We start from the raw sequence: 18084 nt of genomic DNA, 5'->3' as shown, positions 1-18084 counted from the left end.
GGGCCGTCAGGCCAGCGACTTCTGCATCTCGATGAAGGTGGGGCGGTCATAGCCGGCATGGCTTCTCTCGGCGGTGCGGACAAAGCCCCAGGCGGCGAAGCGTCGGTGATTGCCTGTCAATTCAATTCTTGTCTCGAGCCGGAGCCCCGGCTTTCCCAACTGCCGGGCGATGACTTCGCTCTCCGCAAGAAACCGGCGGCCGATGCCGGTGCCCTGGGCTTTTGCCGCGACCGCCAGTTTGCCGACATAGAGAAACTCCGGTTCCGGCCGCAGGAAGGCGCAGCCGGCCAGCCACCCGTCGATTTCAGCAATCAGCCCGATCTCGTCCCGGATCTTGTCCTTGAGCGTGGCGACGGTCAGCTGTTGCGCGGAGGAGGGCGGGTCGATCACGCCGTCCATGTAGGCGAAGGAGCCCTTGATCAGCGCCAACATGTCCTCATGACGCGCAAATCGCTCATCGATCCGGCTGATGGCCACGCTCATGCGCCAGCCCGTCGCTTGTAGCGAACCGTGTCGAAGCGGGCCGCCAGCCCGTCATACAGCAACAGGCGCCCGACCAGAGGTTCGCCTATCCCGGTGATCACTTTGATCGCCTCCATCGCCATCAGTGTGCCGATCACGCCGGTGAGCGCCCCGATCACGCCCGCTTCCGCACAGGCGGGTACAAGGCCTTCCGGCGGCGGTTCGGGAAAGAGATCGGTGTAGCGCGGATAAAGCTGCCCATCCGGCGCCGCTTCATACGGCTTGAGCACCGTCACGCTCCCGTCGAACCGCCCCACAGCGCCCGTCACCAGTGGCACCTTCGCCAGCTCAGCGGCATCAGCCGCCGCGTAGCGCGTGGAGAAGTTGTCGGACCCGTCGATCAGAAGTGTGTAGCGCGGCAGATAGTCCCGTGCGAAGCCGGCATCGAAGCGCGCCTCGTACCGCATGATCCGGCAATGTGGGTTGAGCCGTGCCAGGGCCTGGGCAGCACTTTCGGTCTTTCTCTCGCCGAGTGTTCCCGTGTCATGGATGACCTGCCGCTGAAGGTTGGACAACGACACCCCGTCATCATCGACGATCCCGAGCGTGCCGACACCCGCAGCAGCCAGATATTGCAGCACAGGCGAGCCTAGCCCGCCGGCGCCGATCACCATCACCCGCGCGCCTTTGAGCAATTGCTGCCCATGGCCACCGACTTCCGGAAGCAGGATATGGCGGTGATAGCGAGAGAGTTCTTCGGGTGACAGAGGATCCATGGACGTCACCTTGCCATTCGGGAAAACAGATGAAAAGGCGTCTCAGCCATCGATGTTGCCATCCCGTACCGTGACGAACTGCGCCCGGTCGCCGAGCGCCGAGAACATCGCCTTGTCTGTCCCCGTCATGAAGGCCTGGCCGCCGAGCGCGTCGATCCGTTCGAAAAGGGCCGCCCGCCGTCCTTCGTCCAGATGTGCGGCGATCTCGTCGAGCAGCAGGACCGGCGCAAAGCCCGTCATCGTTGCCACCAGGCGCGCATGGGCGAGCATAAGGCCGATCAGGAGTGCCTTCTGCTCGCCGGTCGAGCAGCGTTCCGCATCCATGTCCTTCTCGATGTGTCGGACGATCAGATCCGCGCGGTGCGGCCCGTCCAGCGTGCGTCCTGCCGCAGCGTCCCGGTGCCGCGATTGCGCCAGGAGGTCAATGTAGCGTTCCTCGAACTCGAAGGCCGGCAAATCGGCCAGATCGTCGAGGAAGCCTGTCAAAGCGAGAGAGGCGGAGGGGAAAGCGGATGTCTGCCTGTCCGCTTCGATCAGCCCCGAAAGCAGACCGAGCATCTCGCGTCGGGCTGCCGCCATGGCAATGCCAAGCGCTGCCATCTGCTGCTCGATGCCGGAGAGCCAGGTCGGGTCGAAGCGTCCCTCCGACAGGAGCCGGTTGCGGCTGCGCATGGCCCGCTCGAAGTCGCTTGCCCGCCGTCCATGGGCGGGGTCGAGGGAAAGCACGAGGCGATCGAGAAAGCGGCGGCGATCCGCCGAAGGCCCGGTGAAGAGCCCGTCCATGGATGGCGTCAGCCAGAGGATGCGCAGATGATCGGTGAGTTCATCGACCGATTTCGCCGGTGCGCCGTTGATCCTGAGCCGCCGGACGAGATTGCCTTCTTCCGTAGTCTCCGTACCCGTGCCGATATCGGCCACACCCGCCATCCCGTCGATCGCGGCGAAGACCGTGAAGCTCCCCGAAGCCCCGAGCCTTGGAATGTCGGAGAGCACCGCACGGCGAAGCCCACGCCCGGGGGACAGGAAGGAGATCGCTTCCATGAAGTTGGTCTTGCCCGCGCCGTTGTCGCCGACCAGCACCACATGGCGCCCGTCCAGCGTCAGGCCGGCCTGCGTGTAGTTGCGGAAGTCGCTGAGTTTGAGCCTGTGGATCTGTGTCTTTTGGGTCATCGGTCGGAATCGTTGTCGCCATGAGCTAGGCCGATTGATCGTCGATGGCAAGGCGCAAGCGCCAATCCCTGGTCCTTGGAGGCATGCGACGCTTGGCGACATGGAACTGTGCGTTGAACCTGCTAGTTTGAAGGGATCGCCGAGCCGGAGGCCGAGCCATGTCCCTGCATCCTGATGATCTGACACCTGAAGAAGCCCGCCGTGACCATTGGGAGATGCTGGGCTTTCTGGCAATCAATGCCGGTTTCGGCGCGGGCCTTGGTCTCCTGGTCGCCTTCGCCATCTTCTGGTTCGATCTCGGCGGCGTCGGCGCCTCGCTCTCTCGCTCCAGCCACCCGGTTCTTCCTGCGCTCATGATGGCCGTGCCGCTTGCCCTGACCTTCGCCGCAGCGGTAACGGCATCTGCCGTCATGACCATGCCCTATCGCCGGAAGAAGCAGCGCTGAAAGCATCTAGTCGGACGGCGTTTGACCGCGCGCGCGTCTTGCGGCATCTAGGCCGGATCGAGACGATGGAGAGAGCCATGGACACGCAGGACGAACGCATCACGCGTCTGGAAGAGACCGTTGCGCACCAGACGCGTGTGATTGAGGAACTGTCGGACCAGCTGACGGAACAGTGGAAAGTGGTCGAGCAGACCCGAGCCAAGCTGGATCGGCTCACGGAGCGCTTCCTGTCCCTGGAAGAGCAGGGCCTCGAAGCCCCCGCCATCACCCGCCCGCCGCACTACTGAGCGTGGCTCTCCTTTGATGCGAAGCCTGTCAGCACCGCGTCGACCAGGTGGGCGAGCTGTTCCCGTGATGCATCAAGCCGCCCGGTGAGCAGTCGCTGCCAGCAGAAGCTGGAAAACAGCTCCATGACCAGTGGAATGTCGAGATCTGCCCGGATCTCGCCGCGCGTCACGCCCCGTTCCAGGATGATGCCGCTTGCCCGACAGCGCGTGACTGCATAGTCCCGCAGCGCCTCCAACGCCGCTGGATCGCTCTGCGCCTCGGCAATGACCGACCGGAATACCTCGCCGCCGTTCTTCTTCCAGAAGCCAAGCAAGCTTTCGAGAAAGGCGATCAGATCGACCCGCGTATTGCCTGTATCGGCGTAGAAGGTCTCGCCTTTCTGCCGATGATAGACGTCGAGCAGGAGTGCGGCCTTGGAAGGCCACCAGCGGTAGATGGTCGGCTTCCCGGCCTTGGCCCGTCGCGCCACCGCTTCGATCGAAAAGGCAGCAAGGCCGCCCTCCGACAGGAGTGCGCCGGCCGCGGTGAGGATGGCTTCCTCGCTGGCGGGGTTCCGTTGCGCGCCGATCGAGGTGCGCTTTGTGATATCGCTGGCAGTCTTTGTCACATCAGATGCTCCTGTGATTAGCTCCTAGCAGAAAAAACTATTGAACGGAACGGCCCGTTTCAATATAAACGAAACGTACCGTTCTGATGGAGTCCCCCATGTCTCAGATTTCCGCATCCCGCCCGACACCGTCAAAGCATCGGCTTGCCCTTCTGATGCTGCTGGCGATCTACCCCTTCGTGACCGCCATTCTCTACGTCCTCATGCCCCTGACCGAGGGCTGGCCGATCTGGGCACGCACGGCGCTTCTCGCGCCGATCATGGTCGTCTCGATCATCTATGGCATCGCACCCACGATCCAGAAGCATTTCGCCTGGTTCATCCTGCGGCAGCCACGCCTGATCGCCTGACGGACATGCAAAAAGGGGCGGGCCTTATCAGCCCGCCCCTTCGCATTTTCTTGATCTCACCTCGCTCAGTCGCTGAGCGTGTCAAAGAAATCCTTCATCCGGGCGAAAAAGCCCGTCGATTCCGGATTGTTCTCCTTTGAAGACAGCTCCTCGAACTCCTGCAGCAGTTCGCGCTGCCGCTTCGTCAGCTTCTGCGGCGTTTCGATCTGGATCTGGATATAGAGATCACCCACCTGCGTCGAACGCAGAACCGGCATGCCCTTGCCCTTGAGGCGGAACTGCTTGCCGGGCTGCGTACCGTCCGGAACCGTCACGCGTGACTTCGTGCCGTCAAGCGTCACCACGTCGAAGGTGCCGCCGAGCGCGGCCGTCGTCATCGATATCGGCACGGAGCAATAGAGATCGGCCCCGTCACGCTGGAAGAACTCGTGCGGCTTCACCGACAGGAAGATATAGAGGTCACCCGACGGGCCGCCGCGCAGCCCGGCCTCGCCCTCGCCTTGCAGGCGAATGCGCGTGCCGTCTTCGATGCCCGAGGGAATATTGACCGACAGCGACCGTTCTTCGGTCATCCGGCCCTGGCCGTGGCACTTCGTGCAGGGATCGGTGATCGTCTGGCCGCGGCCATGACAGGTCGGGCAGGTGCGTTCGATCGAGAAAAAGCCCTGCGCGGCCCGAACTCGCCCGGACCCCTGGCAGGTCGTACAGGTCTTGGGCTGTGTGCCGGGCTTGGCGCCCGAACCGGTGCAGACATCACAGGTGATCGAGGTCGGGACCCGGATCTGAGCCGTCTTGCCGGTATAGGCCTCTTCGAGGCTGATCTCCATATTGTAGCGCAGGTCGGCTCCGCGTTCGCGACCTCCGGTCGAGCGGGCCCTGCCGCCACGACCGCCACCCATCATCTCGCCGAAGATGTCCTCGAAGATATCGGAAAAGCCGCCGCCGCCGGCAAAGCCACCGCCACCACCGAAGCCACCACCGCCCATGCCGCCCTGTTCAAAGGCTGCATGGCCGAAGCGGTCATAGGCCGCGCGTTTCTGGGGATCTTTCAAGGTCTCGTAGGCCTCGTTGATCTCCTTGAACTTCTTTTCGGCTTCGCTGTCATCGGGATTTTTGTCCGGATGAAATTTCATCGCCAGCTTGCGGAAGGCGCTTTTCAGCTCCTTCTCATCCGCAGTCCGGCCGACCCCGAGGGTCTCATAATAATCTGCCTTTGCCATGGTCTTACAAAGCTCTCAAAGCTTTCCCAACGCTCGTGTGGCTGCCCGTCGCCTTGCCGGCCTGCTTGTCACAGGCCTGCATGTCTTTCTGGAAGTCGGATGCGGCGGAGACTGCATCCTGCATCAGGAGCTTGCGCGCATCCCCCTTGCTGATCAGAGCATCGGCCGATGTGACCGCCGCAAATGCCAGAGAATGGGCCGCCATGTCGCAGGAAGAGACTTCGCCACCGCTCTCGCGCCGCTGAAGTGCCGCTTCGATGATGCTGCCGAGTTGATTGCCGAGGCGGGAAAGGGAGTTGCTGTCCTTAGCGGAGATCGCCTTGGCCACCTTGACCTCGGCGGCACCCACCTGGCGGTGGACGGCGCTGACCTGCCCCTTGTCCTGCGCCATGGCGCCGGTCGTCAGCATCAAAAAAATGGCGGCTGGCCCAAAGGCCAGCCAGCACGTGGAACGGCGTTCGAAGCGACCCTGCATCAGGCCGACTTCTTCGCGTCTTCGTCCTTCACTTCTTCATAATCGGCGTCGACGACATTGCCATCCTGGCCGTCATCGGCGTCGGTTGCGCCACCCTCGGCCTGCTGGGCCTCGTAGATGGCCTGACCAAGCTTCATGGAAACTTCCATGAGGGCCTGCGTCTTGGCGGTGATGTCTTCAGCGTCAGGCTCGGAAGCCTCGGTTGCGGCCTTCAGCGCGGCGATTGCATCTTCGATCGCCTTGCGGTCGGTTTCCGAAACCTTGTCGCCATATTCCTTGACCGACTTCTCGGTGGAGTGGACGAGGCTTTCGGCCTGGTTCTTGGCTTCAACCACGGCACGACGCTGCTTGTCGGCCTCGGCATTGGCTTCGGCGTCCTTCACCATCTTGTCGATGTCCGCGTCGGACAGACCACCCGAGGCCTGGATGCGGATCTGCTGTTCCTTGCCAGTGCCCTTGTCCTTTGCCGAAACCTGAACGATGCCGTTCGCGTCGATGTCGAAGGTCACTTCAATCTGCGGAACGCCACGCGGCGATGGCGGCAGGCCGACGAGATCGAACTGGCCGAGCAGCTTGTTGTCTGCAGCCATTTCGCGCTCGCCCTGGGAAACGCGGATCGTCACGGCCTGCTGGTTGTCGTCGGCGGTCGAGAAGACCTGGCTCTTCTTGGTCGGGATCGTCGTGTTGCGATCGATCAGACGGGTAAAGACGCCACCGAGCGTTTCAATGCCGAGCGACAGCGGTGTCACGTCGAGCAGCAGGACATCCTTGACGTCACCCTGCAGAACACCGGCCTGGATGGCAGCGCCAAGCGCGACCACTTCATCCGGGTTCACGCCCTTGTGCGGCTCCTTGCCAAACAGCTGCTTGACGACTTCCTGCACCTTCGGCATGCGGCTCATGCCGCCGACGAGAACGACTTCGTCGATATCGGCAGCCGTGACGCCTGCATCCTTGAGGGCTGCCTTGCAAGGCGCGATCGTGCGCTGGACGAGATCGTCGACCAGGCTTTCGAACTTGGCGCGGGTCAGCTTCATCGTCAGGTGCTTCGGGCCGGACGCATCTGCCGTGATGAAGGGCAGGTTGATTTCGGTCTGCTGCGAGGACGACAGTTCGATCTTGGCCTTTTCAGCGGCTTCCTTCAGACGCTGCAGGGCAAGCTTGTCGCCCTTCAGGTCAATGCCCTGGTCCTTCTTGAACTCGGCTGCGAGATATTCGACGAGACGCATGTCGAAGTCTTCACCGCCAAGGAAGGTGTCGCCATTGGTCGACTTCACTTCGAAGACGCCGTCGCCGATTTCGAGAACCGAAATATCGAAGGTACCACCACCCAGGTCGTAGACGGCGATTGTCTTGCCTTCTGTCTTGTCGAGGCCATAGGCGAGAGCGGCAGCCGTCGGCTCGTTGATGATGCGGAGAACTTCAAGACCGGCGATGCGGCCGGCATCCTTGGTTGCCTGGCGCTGCGCGTCGTTGAAGTAGGCAGGAACGGTAATGACGGCCTTTTCGACCTTTTCGCCGAGATAGGCTTCAGCCGTTTCCTTCATCTTCTGGAGGATCATGGCAGAGATCTGCGAAGGCGAATAACCCTTGCCCTGAGCTTCGACCCAGGCGTCGCCATTGTCACCCTTGATGATCGGGAAGGGAACGAGGCCCTTGTCCTTTTCAACGGTCGGATCTTCGTGACGGCGGCCGATCAGGCGCTTGACAGCGAAGAGCGTATTGGTGGGGTTGGTGACCGCCTGGCGCTTGGCCGGCTGGCCGACGAGGCGTTCGCCATCGTCCGAAAATGCCACCATGGACGGCGTAGTACGAGCGCCTTCCGAATTCTCAATGACCTTTGCATCCTTGCCGTCCATGACGGCGACGCAGGAATTGGTCGTTCCAAGGTCGATACCGATTACTTTTGCCATGTCATTCTCTCCTTGAAGCAGGCCGTCGGAACCCCAATCAGGCATTCCTGATAGCCCCTCGACGTGGATGGTCTGGGATATACTGCAGCGCCGCTGCGGTTATGTCGCGTATATAAGAAGCGGATTTTCCGACTGCAAGGCTGGAAATCCGCCGAAAACCGGTAAAAAAGAACAGATTGGCGCGGCGTGTTGATGTGTTTTGCGCCGCCTGTCCGTTCTTTGTCGACCGGGTATGCTAGTCAGCCGGCCTTGCGTCAGGCCGACGGCGTCTTGCTGCCCACATGTGGGCTCTATTGTCCGAGGATCAAGTCGAGAAGCGTGGTGCGTCGCGACCCCTGTGTCCCGCCGACATCGGCTGGAGGAACCGGGCCTTGCGCGCCGTTGACATCCCCGGTTGCCGAGGGTTCCGCGGGATACTGATCCGGATAGACGGGATCCCCGGAATAGCGTTCTTCGCCGCCGCCCTGCAACACGTCGGAGATGATCGTGCCGATCGTCATCGGGTCCTGGGCGGGCGCCGGCTCGATGAAATCGCCACCCGGGAGCGGGGCAGGGGCAAGGCCCTGATGCGCCGCCGTCATGAACTCATGCCAGGCCTTGGCTGGCAAACCGCCACCGGTGACCTTCTTCATCGATTGCCCGTCGTCATTGCCGAACCAGATGCCGGTGGTCAAATTGCTCGTATAGCCGACGAAGAGGGCGTCGCGGAAAGACTGTGTCGTACCGGTCTTGCCGGCCGCCTCCCAGCCGGAAAGCCGCGCATTCTTTCCCGTGCCGTGGTCGATGACGCTGCGCATCATGGTGTTCATCGCCGCAACCACCCCGTCGTTCAGAACCTTTGGTGGCTCAAGATAATTGTTCTCGTAGAGCAGCGTTCCATCGGCTTTGGAGATGCGGCGCACGATGTGTGGAGTTGCCTTGTATCCGCCGTTCATGAAGGGTGCATAGGCTGCCGTAAGCTCGAGCAGCGAGACTTCCGAAGTGCCGAGTGCGATGGAGGCATTGTTCTGCAACTCCGACTCGATCCCCATGCGATGCGCGACCTTGATCACCTGATCGGGCCCGACTTCCATGACCAGCTGGGCCGCGATCGTATTGAGTGATTCGGCAAGCGCCTGGGTTGCCGTCACCTGTCCCCGATACTTCTGGTCATAATTCTCCGGTGTCCAGGAGCCGATCCGGATGGGCGCATCGTTGCGCAGGGAAGTCGGGCGGAGCCCGTTCTCCAGCGCAGCCGCATAGACGAAGGGTTTGAACGCCGATCCTGGCTGGCGCTTGGCCTTGACCGCACGGTTGAACTGGCTCTCCGAATAGTCGCGCCCCCCGACGAGTGCGCGGATCGCGCCCGTCCCGTCGATGGAAACGAGTGCCGCTTGCGAGGCGTTGACCTTTTCGCCCTCCGCGGCCAGCGATTCCGTCAGCGCGGCTTCCGCCTTCTTTTCGAGCGTCATGTCGATTGTGGTCTCGACGAGGATATCCTCGGTCACCTTGCCGATCAGCAGGGTCACCTCGTCGCGCACGAGGTCGGCGACATACTGGCCGGCACCGCTCCAGTAGCGCTTGGCCTTGGTCGGTGGCTGCGACATCGCTGTCGTGATCTCTTCGTCGGTGATGTAGCCCTCTTCCCGCATGGCCTGCAGCACGACCTGCGCCCGCGCCTCGGCAGCTTCCGGATCGCGCGCCGGCGACAGCCGCGAGGGCGCCTTGAGAAGCCCGGCCAGAAGCGCTGCCTCACCCAGGTTCACGTCACGCGCCGACTTGTTGAAATAGCGCCGCGCTGCTGCTTCCACGCCATAGGCGTTGGACCCGAAAAACACCCGGTTCAGATACATCGCCATGATCTGGTCCTTGGTGTATTTCTGCTCCAGCCAGAAGGCGAGCAGCACTTCCTGCACTTTGCGCTCGATGGTGCGTTCCGGCGAGAGGAAGAGGTTCTTGGCCAGCTGCTGCGTGAGCGTCGAGCCACCCTGCACCGCGCGACCGCTGGTCACATTGGTGACGACGGCGCGCGCGAGACCCAGCGGATCGACACCGAAATGGGAGTAGAAGCGCCGATCCTCGATCGCCATCACCGCCTGCGGGATGAAGGGCGACATTTCCTCGAGTGGCAGTGCCTCCCCGCCGGTCGCTCCCCTGTTGGCGATGACGGTGCCCTCGACGGACACGATCTTCATGTTCGGAGGCCGTTCGGGGATCGACCAGCTGCTGGCACTCGGCATCTGCGAGCCGTAATAGGCGACAAGTCCCACAATGCCGATGCCGCACCAGATGGAGATAACGAACCCCCAGTAGATCAGCCGTCCGAGGCCGAAGCCGCCGCGATCCTTGGCCTTCCGGCCTCTGGCGCTTGCCGGCTTTCCACGCTTCGCCGTCGCGCTGGCGCGCTTGGCACCCGTCCGCGCCTGGCGGCTACCGATCACGCGGTCATCTGCGTCGAGGCGCAAATCCTCGTCTTCACGATCTTCGTCGAAGCTCGGCTCGATGCGGTCTCGGGATTTTCCTCGGCTCACCATTCCGGTGGTCTTGCTCCAGCTATTCGTTGTGAGGCGCCTGCAGCGGCATGCGCGTAAATCGCTTCGAGAAATTGCGATCGGTCGAACTGGCGCCCGGATGGATGATCGCGCAATTGCACAGTAAATGCGGCGATTTAAGGGGTGGTTAAAGCCCCGTAAACAAGCTTTGCAGGGATCGCGCGGTTACTGGCAGAGGTCTGCCCACTCGCCGTTGACCAGCGAAAGCAGGCGTTCCGGGGTAATCTTCACGGCAGCGTTTGTCGCGCCTCCGGCCGGTACCACTTCGTCGAAGGCCTTCAGCGACAGATCGCAATAGACCGTGAGCGGCGAGGGCAGGCCGAAGGGGCACACACCGCCCACCGGATGGCTCGTTGCCTCGACCACCGCCTCGGCGTCCAGCATGCGCGGCTTCACGCCGAAGCGATCCTTGAACTTGCGATTGTCGAGCCGCTTCGTCCCCGCAGTCACCACCAGCACCACGTCATCGCCGATCCGAAGGCAGATGGTCTTGGCAATCTGGTCCGGCTCCACGCCATGCGCTTCGGCCGCAAGTGCCACGGTCGCGGAACTCGCTTCGGTGACGATGACGGAGATATCGGGAGCGTGTTCCCGAAGGAACTGGCGGACGGATTCGAGACTCATGAGGAAATCCTATCCGCAGCCGGCCCCGCTTTTCAAGCGCACATACCCTTGAAAGCGTGATCGAGAATCACCATCTTCGGATCACCAGGCGATAGAGCGCTTGCGAAATCCTGTTTCAGGAAGTTTGCAACGCTTAACCGGTTGTTAAGCATCCAGAGCGATCATCATGATCCGGGATGCGGTTCGCCAAGGCGGGCCAACATCCGACACATCGCATGGCACGTTTCCGTCACTGACCACGGATGTACTGGCAGCAAGTCGTTGAAACGTAAAGGAAAGGCCGGTTTTTGACCGGCCTTTTTGCTTTTTGGACTTCAGCCGTTTGCCAGCCCGTCGAGGATGCGGATCCACGAGCGGATGCCTTTGTGGAACGAGTTGAGGTCATATTTCTCGTTCGGCGAATGGATGCGGTCGTCGGTCAGCCCGAAACCGACCAGCAGTGAATCCATGCCCAGCATCTTCTGGAAATCGCCGACGATCGGAATCGAGCCGCCCATGCCGATGATGACGGCGGGCTTCGGCCATTCGTCCGACAATGCGTTTTTCGCTTTGGTCAGCTCCGGCGAATCATAGGAAAGCTGGATCGCCGGCGAACCGCCATGTTCATGGAATTCCACCTTGCAATCGGCGGGGATGCGGGTCTGCACGAAAGCGCGGAAGCTTTCGCGCACCTTCGCCGGATCCTGCGTGCCCACCAGGCGGAAGGAAATCTTGGCCGACGCCTTGGCCGCGATAACCGTCTTGAAGCCCTCGCCGGTATAGCCGCCGATGATGCCGTTTACCTCGGCCGTGGGGCGCGCCCAGGTCAGCTCCAGCACCGATCTGCCCTTTTCACCCGAAGGCACTGACAGGCCGACCTCTCCGAGGAAACTTTCCGCCGTCCGCCCCAGGCTCTCCCAGGAGGCTTTGATATTGGCAGGCGTCTCTTCGACGCCGTCGTAAAAGCCTGGAAGCGTGACCTTGCCTGTCTCGTCATGCAGATCGGCCAGGATCCTGGTCAGGATATGAACCGGATTGGCGGCCGCACCACCGAAGAGGCCGGAATGCAGGTCGCGGTCGGCGGCGATGATGGTGACTTCTTCGCCAACCAGGCCACGCAGCGCGGCGGCGATGGCCGGCGTATCGCGATCCCACATGCTGGTATCGCAGACCAGCGCGAAATCGGCCTTCAGTTCGTCGGCATTGGCGGCGAGGAAGGGCTTGAGGGACGGCGAACCGGATTCTTCCTCACCTTCGAACAGGATGGTGATCTCGACCGGCAACGTGCCCTTCACCGCCTTATAGGCACGGCAGGCTTCGACGAAGGTCAGCAACTGCCCCTTGTCATCGGAGGTGCCGCGACCGGTAATGACCTTGCGGCCATCCTTCTCCTTGATCGCAGGGGCGAAGGGATCGTCTTCCCAGAGATCGAGCGGATCGACCGGCTGCACGTCGTAGTGGCCGTAGAATAGCACATGCGGTGCGTCCTCACGATCGGCCGCGTGATGGGCAATCACCATCGGATGGCCGGGCGTGTCGCGCAGCGAAGCATCAAAGCCAAGCTCGCCCAGTGCGGAAACCAGCCATTCGCCGGCCTTGCGGCAATCGTCCTTATAGGCCGGATCCGTCGAGATCGACGGAATGCGCACGAGATCGAACAGGCGCTCGAGGCTCTGCGGCAGGGCCTCGTCGGCCTTGGCAAGGATGGGGGAGAGATCGGTCATGGTCATGTCCTGCAATTTTGAAAGTGCGGCGGACGATAGACCAAACCTCCTGACGTTTCGAGGCGTCGGAACCGCGAATTTTTCTCAAGGGTCCCGTCGACATCCGCTCACAGCTTGCGTGCGTTGGCGATCGCCCAGCGGATATATTCCTTGAGCAATTCCTTCTCGAAGCGCCGGAAGCCGTGAAAGACAGCCTGCTCGGCCTCTTCGGCCGCCGCAAGCGCTTCTTCGCGCATGTCGCGCGCTTTGTCCGTCAGGAAGATCTGCTGTGCCCGCTTGTCCGTGGGGTGTGCGCGCCGCTCGATCAATCCGTCCCGCACCATGCGGGACAAGGTGTTGGCGATCGTCGCCTGCTCGACATCGACCCGGTCGAGCAGCTGCCTCTGGGTCAGCCCCTCTTCCGCCCAGAGTTCGATCAGGATCGGAAACTGCCCGGGCGAAAAACCGAGTTTCCCCGCCCGTGCCTGCAAAGCCCGCGTGAAACCGCGCGCCAGCTGGCTCGCCAGCCATGTGGCGGATTCGGAGCGGTCGGGGATCATACGGTCATGGGCCATGGCACTCGACACGTCGTCGTGGTTCGTTGTTCGGGAATGATCGCATGCGATCCATTTCCGAGGCTGACTAATTTTGGATTTCTAGGCGGGGGACGGAGGCCGCCGTGGCAACTAGGCGGGGGACTGCCACGACGGCTCCGGAATATGGGGACAAAGGCCCGGAGAGGGGGATAAGGCCTTTGCCCGAGTCTGAAGCGGCGGGGGACGAGCCTCTTTCAGACTACGGCGTGATCAGGCGCCGATGACTGAGATTTGTGATCCGGATTGTGGTTTTTCAAGGGAAAGCGAGATTACAAATCGGTAAGCTTTTCGTGATGTTTCGGTGGAACACCAGTGACCCGGTTGCCAGCGCCGTCACCGGCGATTTTGGGGCATTCGCGCCAAACCGTCATGGACGTTTAGCCGCCCTCGCGCTATCCATGCCGACATGAAAAAAGGCGATCATCTCTTCCTCGTCGACGGCTCGGGTTTCATCTTCCGTGCCTTCCACGCCATCCCGGCCCTCAACCGCAAGTCGGACGGCCTGCCCGTCAATGCGGTCTCGGGCTTCTGCAACATGCTGTGGAAGCTCTTGCGCGATGCCCGCAATACCGATGTCGGGGTGACGCCGACCCATCTGGCTGTGATCTTCGACTATTCGTCGACGACCTTCCGCAAGGAAATCTACCCGCTCTACAAGGCGAACCGCTCGGCCCCCCCGGAAGATCTCATTCCCCAGTTTGGTCTGATCCGCCACGCCACCCGCGCCTTCAACTTGCCGTGCATCGAGACAGAAGGCTTCGAGGCTGACGACATCATCGCGACCTATGCCCGCCAGGCCGAGGCAATTGGTGCCGATGTGACGATCGTCTCCTCCGACAAGGACCTGATGCAGCTCGTCACCGCGAATGTGCATATGTACGACGCGATGAAGGACAAGCAGATCGGCATCCCCGACGTCATCGAGAAATGGGGCGTAGCCCCGGAAAAGATGATCGACCTGCAGGCGATGACCGGCGATTCGACCGACAACGTGCCTGGTATTCCCGGCATCGGCCCGAAGACTGCAGCCCAGCTTCTGGAAGAGTTCGGCGATCTCGAAACCCTGCTTGCCCGTGCCGGGGAAATCAAGCAGGTCAAGCGCCGCGAAAACATCGTCGCCAATGCCGAGCTCGCTCGCCTGTCCCGCCAGCTCGTCGAACTGCGCACCGACGTGCCGATCGACATGAAGCTGGAAGACCTGGTGCTGGAACCCCAGAACGGGCCGAAGCTGATCGGCTTCCTGAAGACCATGGAATTCACCACCCTGACCCGTCGTGTCGCCGAAGCCTGCGACTGCGATGCCGCTGCCATAGAGCCCGCCATCGTGCCGGTCGAATGGGGGGATGCCGCCCGTGGTCCCGACCTTGATGCCGGCGACGTGCCCGCGCCTTCAGCCCCGGCGCCGGGCTCCGCTGCCGCGACCACTGCAGGCGCCGACGGCACAACGCCGGCTGACCTTGTAGCCAGCCGGGCCAATGCCTTTGCGGGCAAGCCGCTCGATGCCACCGCCTATGTCACCATCCGCGATATCGAGACCCTCGAACTCTGGATCGCCGCTGCCCGCGAAACCGGCCTCGTCGCCTTCGATACCGAGACAACGTCGCTCGATCCGATGCAGGCCGAACTCGTCGGCGTCTCGCTGGCCATCCAGGACAACGTGCTGTCGCCAGGCTCGACCGACATTCGCGCCGCCTATATCCCGCTGACACACAGGACCGGCATCGGCGACCTGCTCGGCGGGGGGCATGCGGAAGGCCAGATCCCGATGAAGGAGGCGCTTTCGGCATTGAAGGGACTTCTGGAAGACCCCTCGGTCCTCAAGGTCGCCCAGAACCTGAAATACGACTACCTGGTGATGAAGCGCCACGGCATCACGCTTCAGTCCTTCGACGACACCATGCTGATGTCCTACGTGCTTGATGCCGGCAAGGGCAATCACGGCATGGACGGCCTGTCGGAAAAATGGCTCGGCCACACGCCGATCCCCTACAAGGACGTTGCCGGCTCCGGCAAGTCCTCCATCACCTTCGACCTCGTCGACATCGATCGCGCCACGGCCTATGCCGCCGAGGATGCTGACGTGACGCTGCGTCTGTGGCTGGTGCTGAAACCGCGCCTCGCAGCGGAAGGCCTGACGCGCATCTACGAGCGTCTGGAGCGCCCGCTGGTGCCCGTTCTCGCGCATATGGAAGAGCGCGGCATCACCGTCGATCGCCAGATCCTCTCGCGTCTGTCAGGCGAACTCGCCCAGAAGGCCGCAGCCACCGAGGACGAGGTCTACGAACTCGCCGGCGAGCGCTTCAACATCGGCTCGCCCAAACAGCTCGGCGATATCCTGTTCGGCCGCATGGGCCTCCCAGGTGGCTCCAAGACCAAGACCGGCCAGTGGTCCACGTCCGCCCAGGTTCTGGAAGACCTTGCGGCAGAAGGGGCCCCGCTGCCACGCAAGATCGTCGACTGGCGCCAGCTGACCAAGCTGAAATCCACCTATACGGATGCGCTCCCGGGCTACGTGCATCCGCAGACGAAGCGCGTCCACACCGGCTATTCGCTCGCGTCCACCACCACCGGCCGCCTGTCCTCTTCAGAGCCCAATCTGCAGAACATCCCGGTCCGCACGGCTGAAGGCCGCAAGATCCGCACGGCCTTCATCTCGACGCCAGGACACAAGCTCTTGTCGGCCGACTACAGTCAGATCGAGCTGCGTGTGCTGGCCCATGTCGCCGACATCCCGCAGCTGCGTCAGGCCTTCGCCGATGGCATCGATATCCACGCCATGACCGCGTCCGAGATGTTCGGCGTGCCCGTGGAGGGCATGCCGTCGGATGTCCGTCGCCGCGCCAAGGCGATCAACTTCGGCATCATCTACGGCATCTCTGCCTTTGGCCTTGCCAATCAGCTGAGCATAGAGCGGTCGGAAGCTGGCGATTACATCAAGAAATATTTCGAGCGCTTCCCCGGCATCAAGGACTACATGGAATCCACCAAGGCCTTCGCCCGCGAGAATGGTTTTGTGGAAACCATCTTCGGTCGGCGCGCGCATTATCCGGAGATCAGGTCGTCCAACCCCTCGATGCGCGCCTTCAACGAACGCGCCGCAATCAACGCCCCGATCCAGGGCTCGGCCGCCGATGTCATCCGCCGCGCCATGATCCAGATCGAGCCGGCGCTCACCGCTGCTGGTCTGTCGGAACGTTGCCGCATGCTGCTGCAGGTGCATGACGAACTGATCTTCGAGGTCGAGGATGAAGCCGTCGATACCGCCATGCCCGTCATCGTCGACATCATGGAAAATGCCGCCATGCCCGCCGTTTCCATGCGTGTACCACTCAAGGTCGATGCGCGGGCAGCCCAGAACTGGGACGAGGCACACTGAGAATTTCCGGCCTCGGCCGGCACCGAAACACGAGGGCTCAGCGCAGCCCCACAGGAGTACGAAACTTGGCTTTCACCACCATCAACGGAAACGTCGTGCATTATGAGCTGATCGGCGAGGCGAAAGCCAAGAACCTGATCGTCTTCTCCAACGGGCTGGGCACCGACTTCCGTATCTGGCTGCCGCTCTTCGACGAACTCGGCGACGACGTCTCGGTACTCCTCTATGACAGCCGTGGCCATGGCCTCTCCGGTGGCGCCGACACGCCCTTCGGCATGTCGGATCTCGTCTCGGATCTGGCCACGCTCTGCGACGAACTCGGCATCCGCAAGGCGACCTTTTGCGGCCTCTCGGTCGGCGGTCTCGTCTGCCAGGGCCTCTGGCAGGAGCGGCCGGATCTGTTCCGCAAGCTCATCCTCTGCGACACCGCCCCCCGCATCGGCACCGCCGAGATCTGGGCCGAACGCATCGCCGGTATCGAGAAGGACGGGATAGAAAGTGCAGCCGATAACGCCATGAACCGCTGGTTTACACCGGCCTTCCATGATGACCGTGCCGACGAGCTGGCTGGCTACCGTCTGATGATGACGCGCCAGTCTCTTTCCGGCTATCTCTCGACCTGCGCGGCTTTGCGCGACACGGATTTCTCCGACGTCCTGCCGACCGTCACCGTGCCCACCCTCTTCGTCGTCGGCGACCAGGATGGCTCCACCCCGCCCGCAACCGTGGAGGCCGGTTCTCAACTTGTGCCCGATGCCCGTTTCGAGGTCATCGACGATTGCGCGCACATCCCTTGTGTCGAGCAGCCAGAGGCCCTCGCGGAGTTGATTCAGGGCTTCATGCGCAAGCAGGCGAACTGACAACAGGACCTGGAAATGCAGAAGCCGCCTCATGGGCGGCTTCTTTCATATCAAGCGTTTACTGTTGCACTCAATGCGCGCCGGACATGTCGCCCAGGACTTCCTTGGAAGCCACGGTCGAATCCGCCTTCAGCTTGTAGACCATGGGAACGCCGGTCGCGAGATTGACGCCGAGGATCTGTTCCTTGGTCAGCTTGTCGAGAACCATCACCAGCGAGCGCAGCGAGTTGCCGTGTGCAGCCACCAGGACCTTCTCGCCACGCAGAACGCGCGGCAGGATTTCGGTCATGTAATAGGGCCAGACGCGCGCACCGGTATCGCGCAGGCTTTCGCCGCCTGGCGGCGGGATGTCATAGGAACGGCGCCAGATATGAACCTGCTCCTCGCCCCACTTGGCGCGGGCATCGTCCTTGTTGAGGCCGGAGAGATCGCCGTAATCACGTTCGTTCAGCGCCTGGTCCTTGATCGTCTCGAGGTCCGTCTGGCCAACGTTTTCGAGGATGATGTCGCAGGTCTTCTGCGCACGCGTCAGCACCGAGGTGAACGCGATGTCGAACTTGATGCCATAGTCGGCAAGCGCCTTGCCGCCGGCATTGGCTTCCTGGACGCCGAGCTCCGTGAGATCGGGATCACGCCAGCCGGTAAACAGGTTTTTCAGGTTCCAGTCGCTCTGGCCATGGCGCACGAGCACGAGTGTACCGGTCATCG

The 18084-nt window shown here is 62.2% G+C and carries 17 protein-coding genes; 5 read left to right on the top strand and 12 right to left on the bottom strand.

Annotated elements, in window-relative coordinates; translation table 11 throughout:
* Positions 1 to 6: 6 nt before the first annotated feature.
* Genes LJE98_RS04565 through recF form a run of 3 tightly spaced genes read right to left on the bottom strand, consistent with a single transcriptional unit; the run spans position 7 to position 2408 of the window.
* The gene (locus LJE98_RS04565) at positions 7 to 483 is read right to left on the bottom strand and encodes a GNAT family N-acetyltransferase (protein WP_229573648.1); all 477 of its coding nucleotides are present in this window, start codon (positions 481 to 483) and stop codon (positions 7 to 9) included.
* Positions 480 to 1238: a molybdopterin-synthase adenylyltransferase MoeB gene (locus LJE98_RS04560; RefSeq protein ID WP_229573646.1), complete on the bottom strand. Its 759-nt coding sequence runs from the start codon at positions 1236 to 1238 to the stop codon at positions 480 to 482. Before LJE98_RS04560 ends, LJE98_RS04565 begins: the two co-directional genes overlap by 4 nt.
* Before the next feature lie 42 nt (positions 1239 to 1280).
* Complete coding sequence (recF, locus tag LJE98_RS04555) at positions 1281 to 2408, bottom strand: DNA replication/repair protein RecF (RefSeq protein ID WP_229573645.1); 1128 nt, start codon at positions 2406 to 2408, stop codon at positions 1281 to 1283.
* 158 nt (positions 2409 to 2566) lie between these two features.
* Between recF and LJE98_RS04550 the strand changes: the two genes are divergently transcribed.
* Together LJE98_RS04550 and LJE98_RS04545 are read left to right on the top strand one after the other, a co-directional pair.
* The gene (locus LJE98_RS04550) at positions 2567 to 2854 is read left to right on the top strand and encodes a hypothetical protein (protein WP_229573643.1); all 288 of its coding nucleotides are present in this window, start codon (positions 2567 to 2569) and stop codon (positions 2852 to 2854) included.
* Positions 2855 to 2931: 77 nt separating this feature from the next.
* Positions 2932 to 3141, top strand: a complete 210-nt coding sequence (locus LJE98_RS04545) for a SlyX family protein (RefSeq protein ID WP_054149513.1) — start codon at positions 2932 to 2934, stop codon at positions 3139 to 3141.
* Here the strand turns inward: LJE98_RS04545 and LJE98_RS04540 are convergent.
* On the bottom strand, positions 3135 to 3749 hold the full coding sequence (locus LJE98_RS04540; protein ID WP_229573641.1) for a TetR/AcrR family transcriptional regulator: 615 nt from the start codon (positions 3747 to 3749) through the stop codon (positions 3135 to 3137). The genes LJE98_RS04545 and LJE98_RS04540 overlap by 7 nt on opposite strands.
* Positions 3750 to 3847: 98 nt before the next feature.
* On the opposite strand from LJE98_RS04540, the gene LJE98_RS04535 reads away from it, so the two are divergent.
* Positions 3848 to 4099 (top strand): hypothetical protein, encoded by a 252-nt coding sequence (locus tag LJE98_RS04535; RefSeq protein WP_229573640.1) that lies wholly within the window; start codon positions 3848 to 3850, stop codon positions 4097 to 4099.
* 65 nt (positions 4100 to 4164) lie between these two features.
* On the opposite strand, the gene dnaJ is transcribed toward LJE98_RS04535, so the two are convergent.
* From dnaJ to LJE98_RS04500, 7 genes are all read right to left on the bottom strand, one after another.
* Positions 4165 to 5319 (bottom strand): molecular chaperone DnaJ, encoded by a 1155-nt coding sequence (gene dnaJ, locus LJE98_RS04530; RefSeq protein ID WP_229573639.1) that lies wholly within the window; start codon positions 5317 to 5319, stop codon positions 4165 to 4167.
* A gap of 4 nt (positions 5320 to 5323) precedes the next feature.
* The gene (locus tag LJE98_RS04525) at positions 5324 to 5794 is read right to left on the bottom strand and encodes a hypothetical protein (protein ID WP_229573638.1); all 471 of its coding nucleotides are present in this window, start codon (positions 5792 to 5794) and stop codon (positions 5324 to 5326) included.
* Complete coding sequence (dnaK, locus tag LJE98_RS04520; RefSeq protein ID WP_229573637.1) at positions 5794 to 7707, bottom strand: molecular chaperone DnaK; 1914 nt, start codon at positions 7705 to 7707, stop codon at positions 5794 to 5796. Before dnaK ends, LJE98_RS04525 begins: the two co-directional genes overlap by 1 nt.
* Before the next feature lie 290 nt (positions 7708 to 7997).
* Positions 7998 to 10220, bottom strand: coding sequence for a transglycosylase domain-containing protein (locus tag LJE98_RS04515; protein WP_229573636.1), 2223 nt, complete (start codon positions 10218 to 10220; stop codon positions 7998 to 8000).
* A 183-nt stretch (positions 10221 to 10403) separates the two neighbouring features.
* A complete protein-coding gene (locus LJE98_RS04510; RefSeq protein WP_229573635.1) occupies positions 10404 to 10862 on the bottom strand; it encodes a YbaK/EbsC family protein in 459 nt (152 codons plus the stop codon).
* A 314-nt stretch (positions 10863 to 11176) separates the two neighbouring features.
* Entirely contained in the window at positions 11177 to 12565 is a 1389-nt protein-coding gene (locus tag LJE98_RS04505) for a dipeptidase (RefSeq protein WP_229573634.1), read from the bottom strand.
* Positions 12566 to 12672: 107 nt separating this feature from the next.
* Positions 12673 to 13104, bottom strand: coding sequence for a MarR family winged helix-turn-helix transcriptional regulator (locus LJE98_RS04500; protein ID WP_229573917.1), 432 nt, complete (start codon positions 13102 to 13104; stop codon positions 12673 to 12675).
* Between the two features lie 442 nt (positions 13105 to 13546).
* Here LJE98_RS04500 and polA point away from each other — a divergent pair, with 442 nt between their 5' ends.
* Entirely contained in the window at positions 13547 to 16516 is a 2970-nt protein-coding gene (gene polA / locus LJE98_RS04495) for a DNA polymerase I (RefSeq protein WP_229573633.1), read from the top strand.
* Between the two features lie 65 nt (positions 16517 to 16581).
* Positions 16582 to 17376, top strand: coding sequence for a 3-oxoadipate enol-lactonase (gene pcaD, locus LJE98_RS04490; protein ID WP_229573632.1), 795 nt, complete (start codon positions 16582 to 16584; stop codon positions 17374 to 17376).
* A gap of 70 nt (positions 17377 to 17446) precedes the next feature.
* Here the strand turns inward: pcaD and LJE98_RS04485 are convergent, their stop codons facing one another.
* Complete coding sequence (locus LJE98_RS04485) at positions 17447 to 18082, bottom strand: 2,3-bisphosphoglycerate-dependent phosphoglycerate mutase (RefSeq protein ID WP_229573631.1); 636 nt, start codon at positions 18080 to 18082, stop codon at positions 17447 to 17449.
* Between the last annotated feature and the right edge of the window lie 2 nt (positions 18083 to 18084).

Origin of the sequence: Rhizobium sp. 'Codium 1', from assembly GCF_020889605.1 — a bacterium.
Lineage (GTDB): Bacteria > Pseudomonadota > Alphaproteobacteria > Rhizobiales > Rhizobiaceae > Allorhizobium > Allorhizobium algae.
The sequence above is the reverse complement of the archived record's forward strand: the minus strand, read 5'-3'. Positions and strand labels throughout refer to the sequence as shown.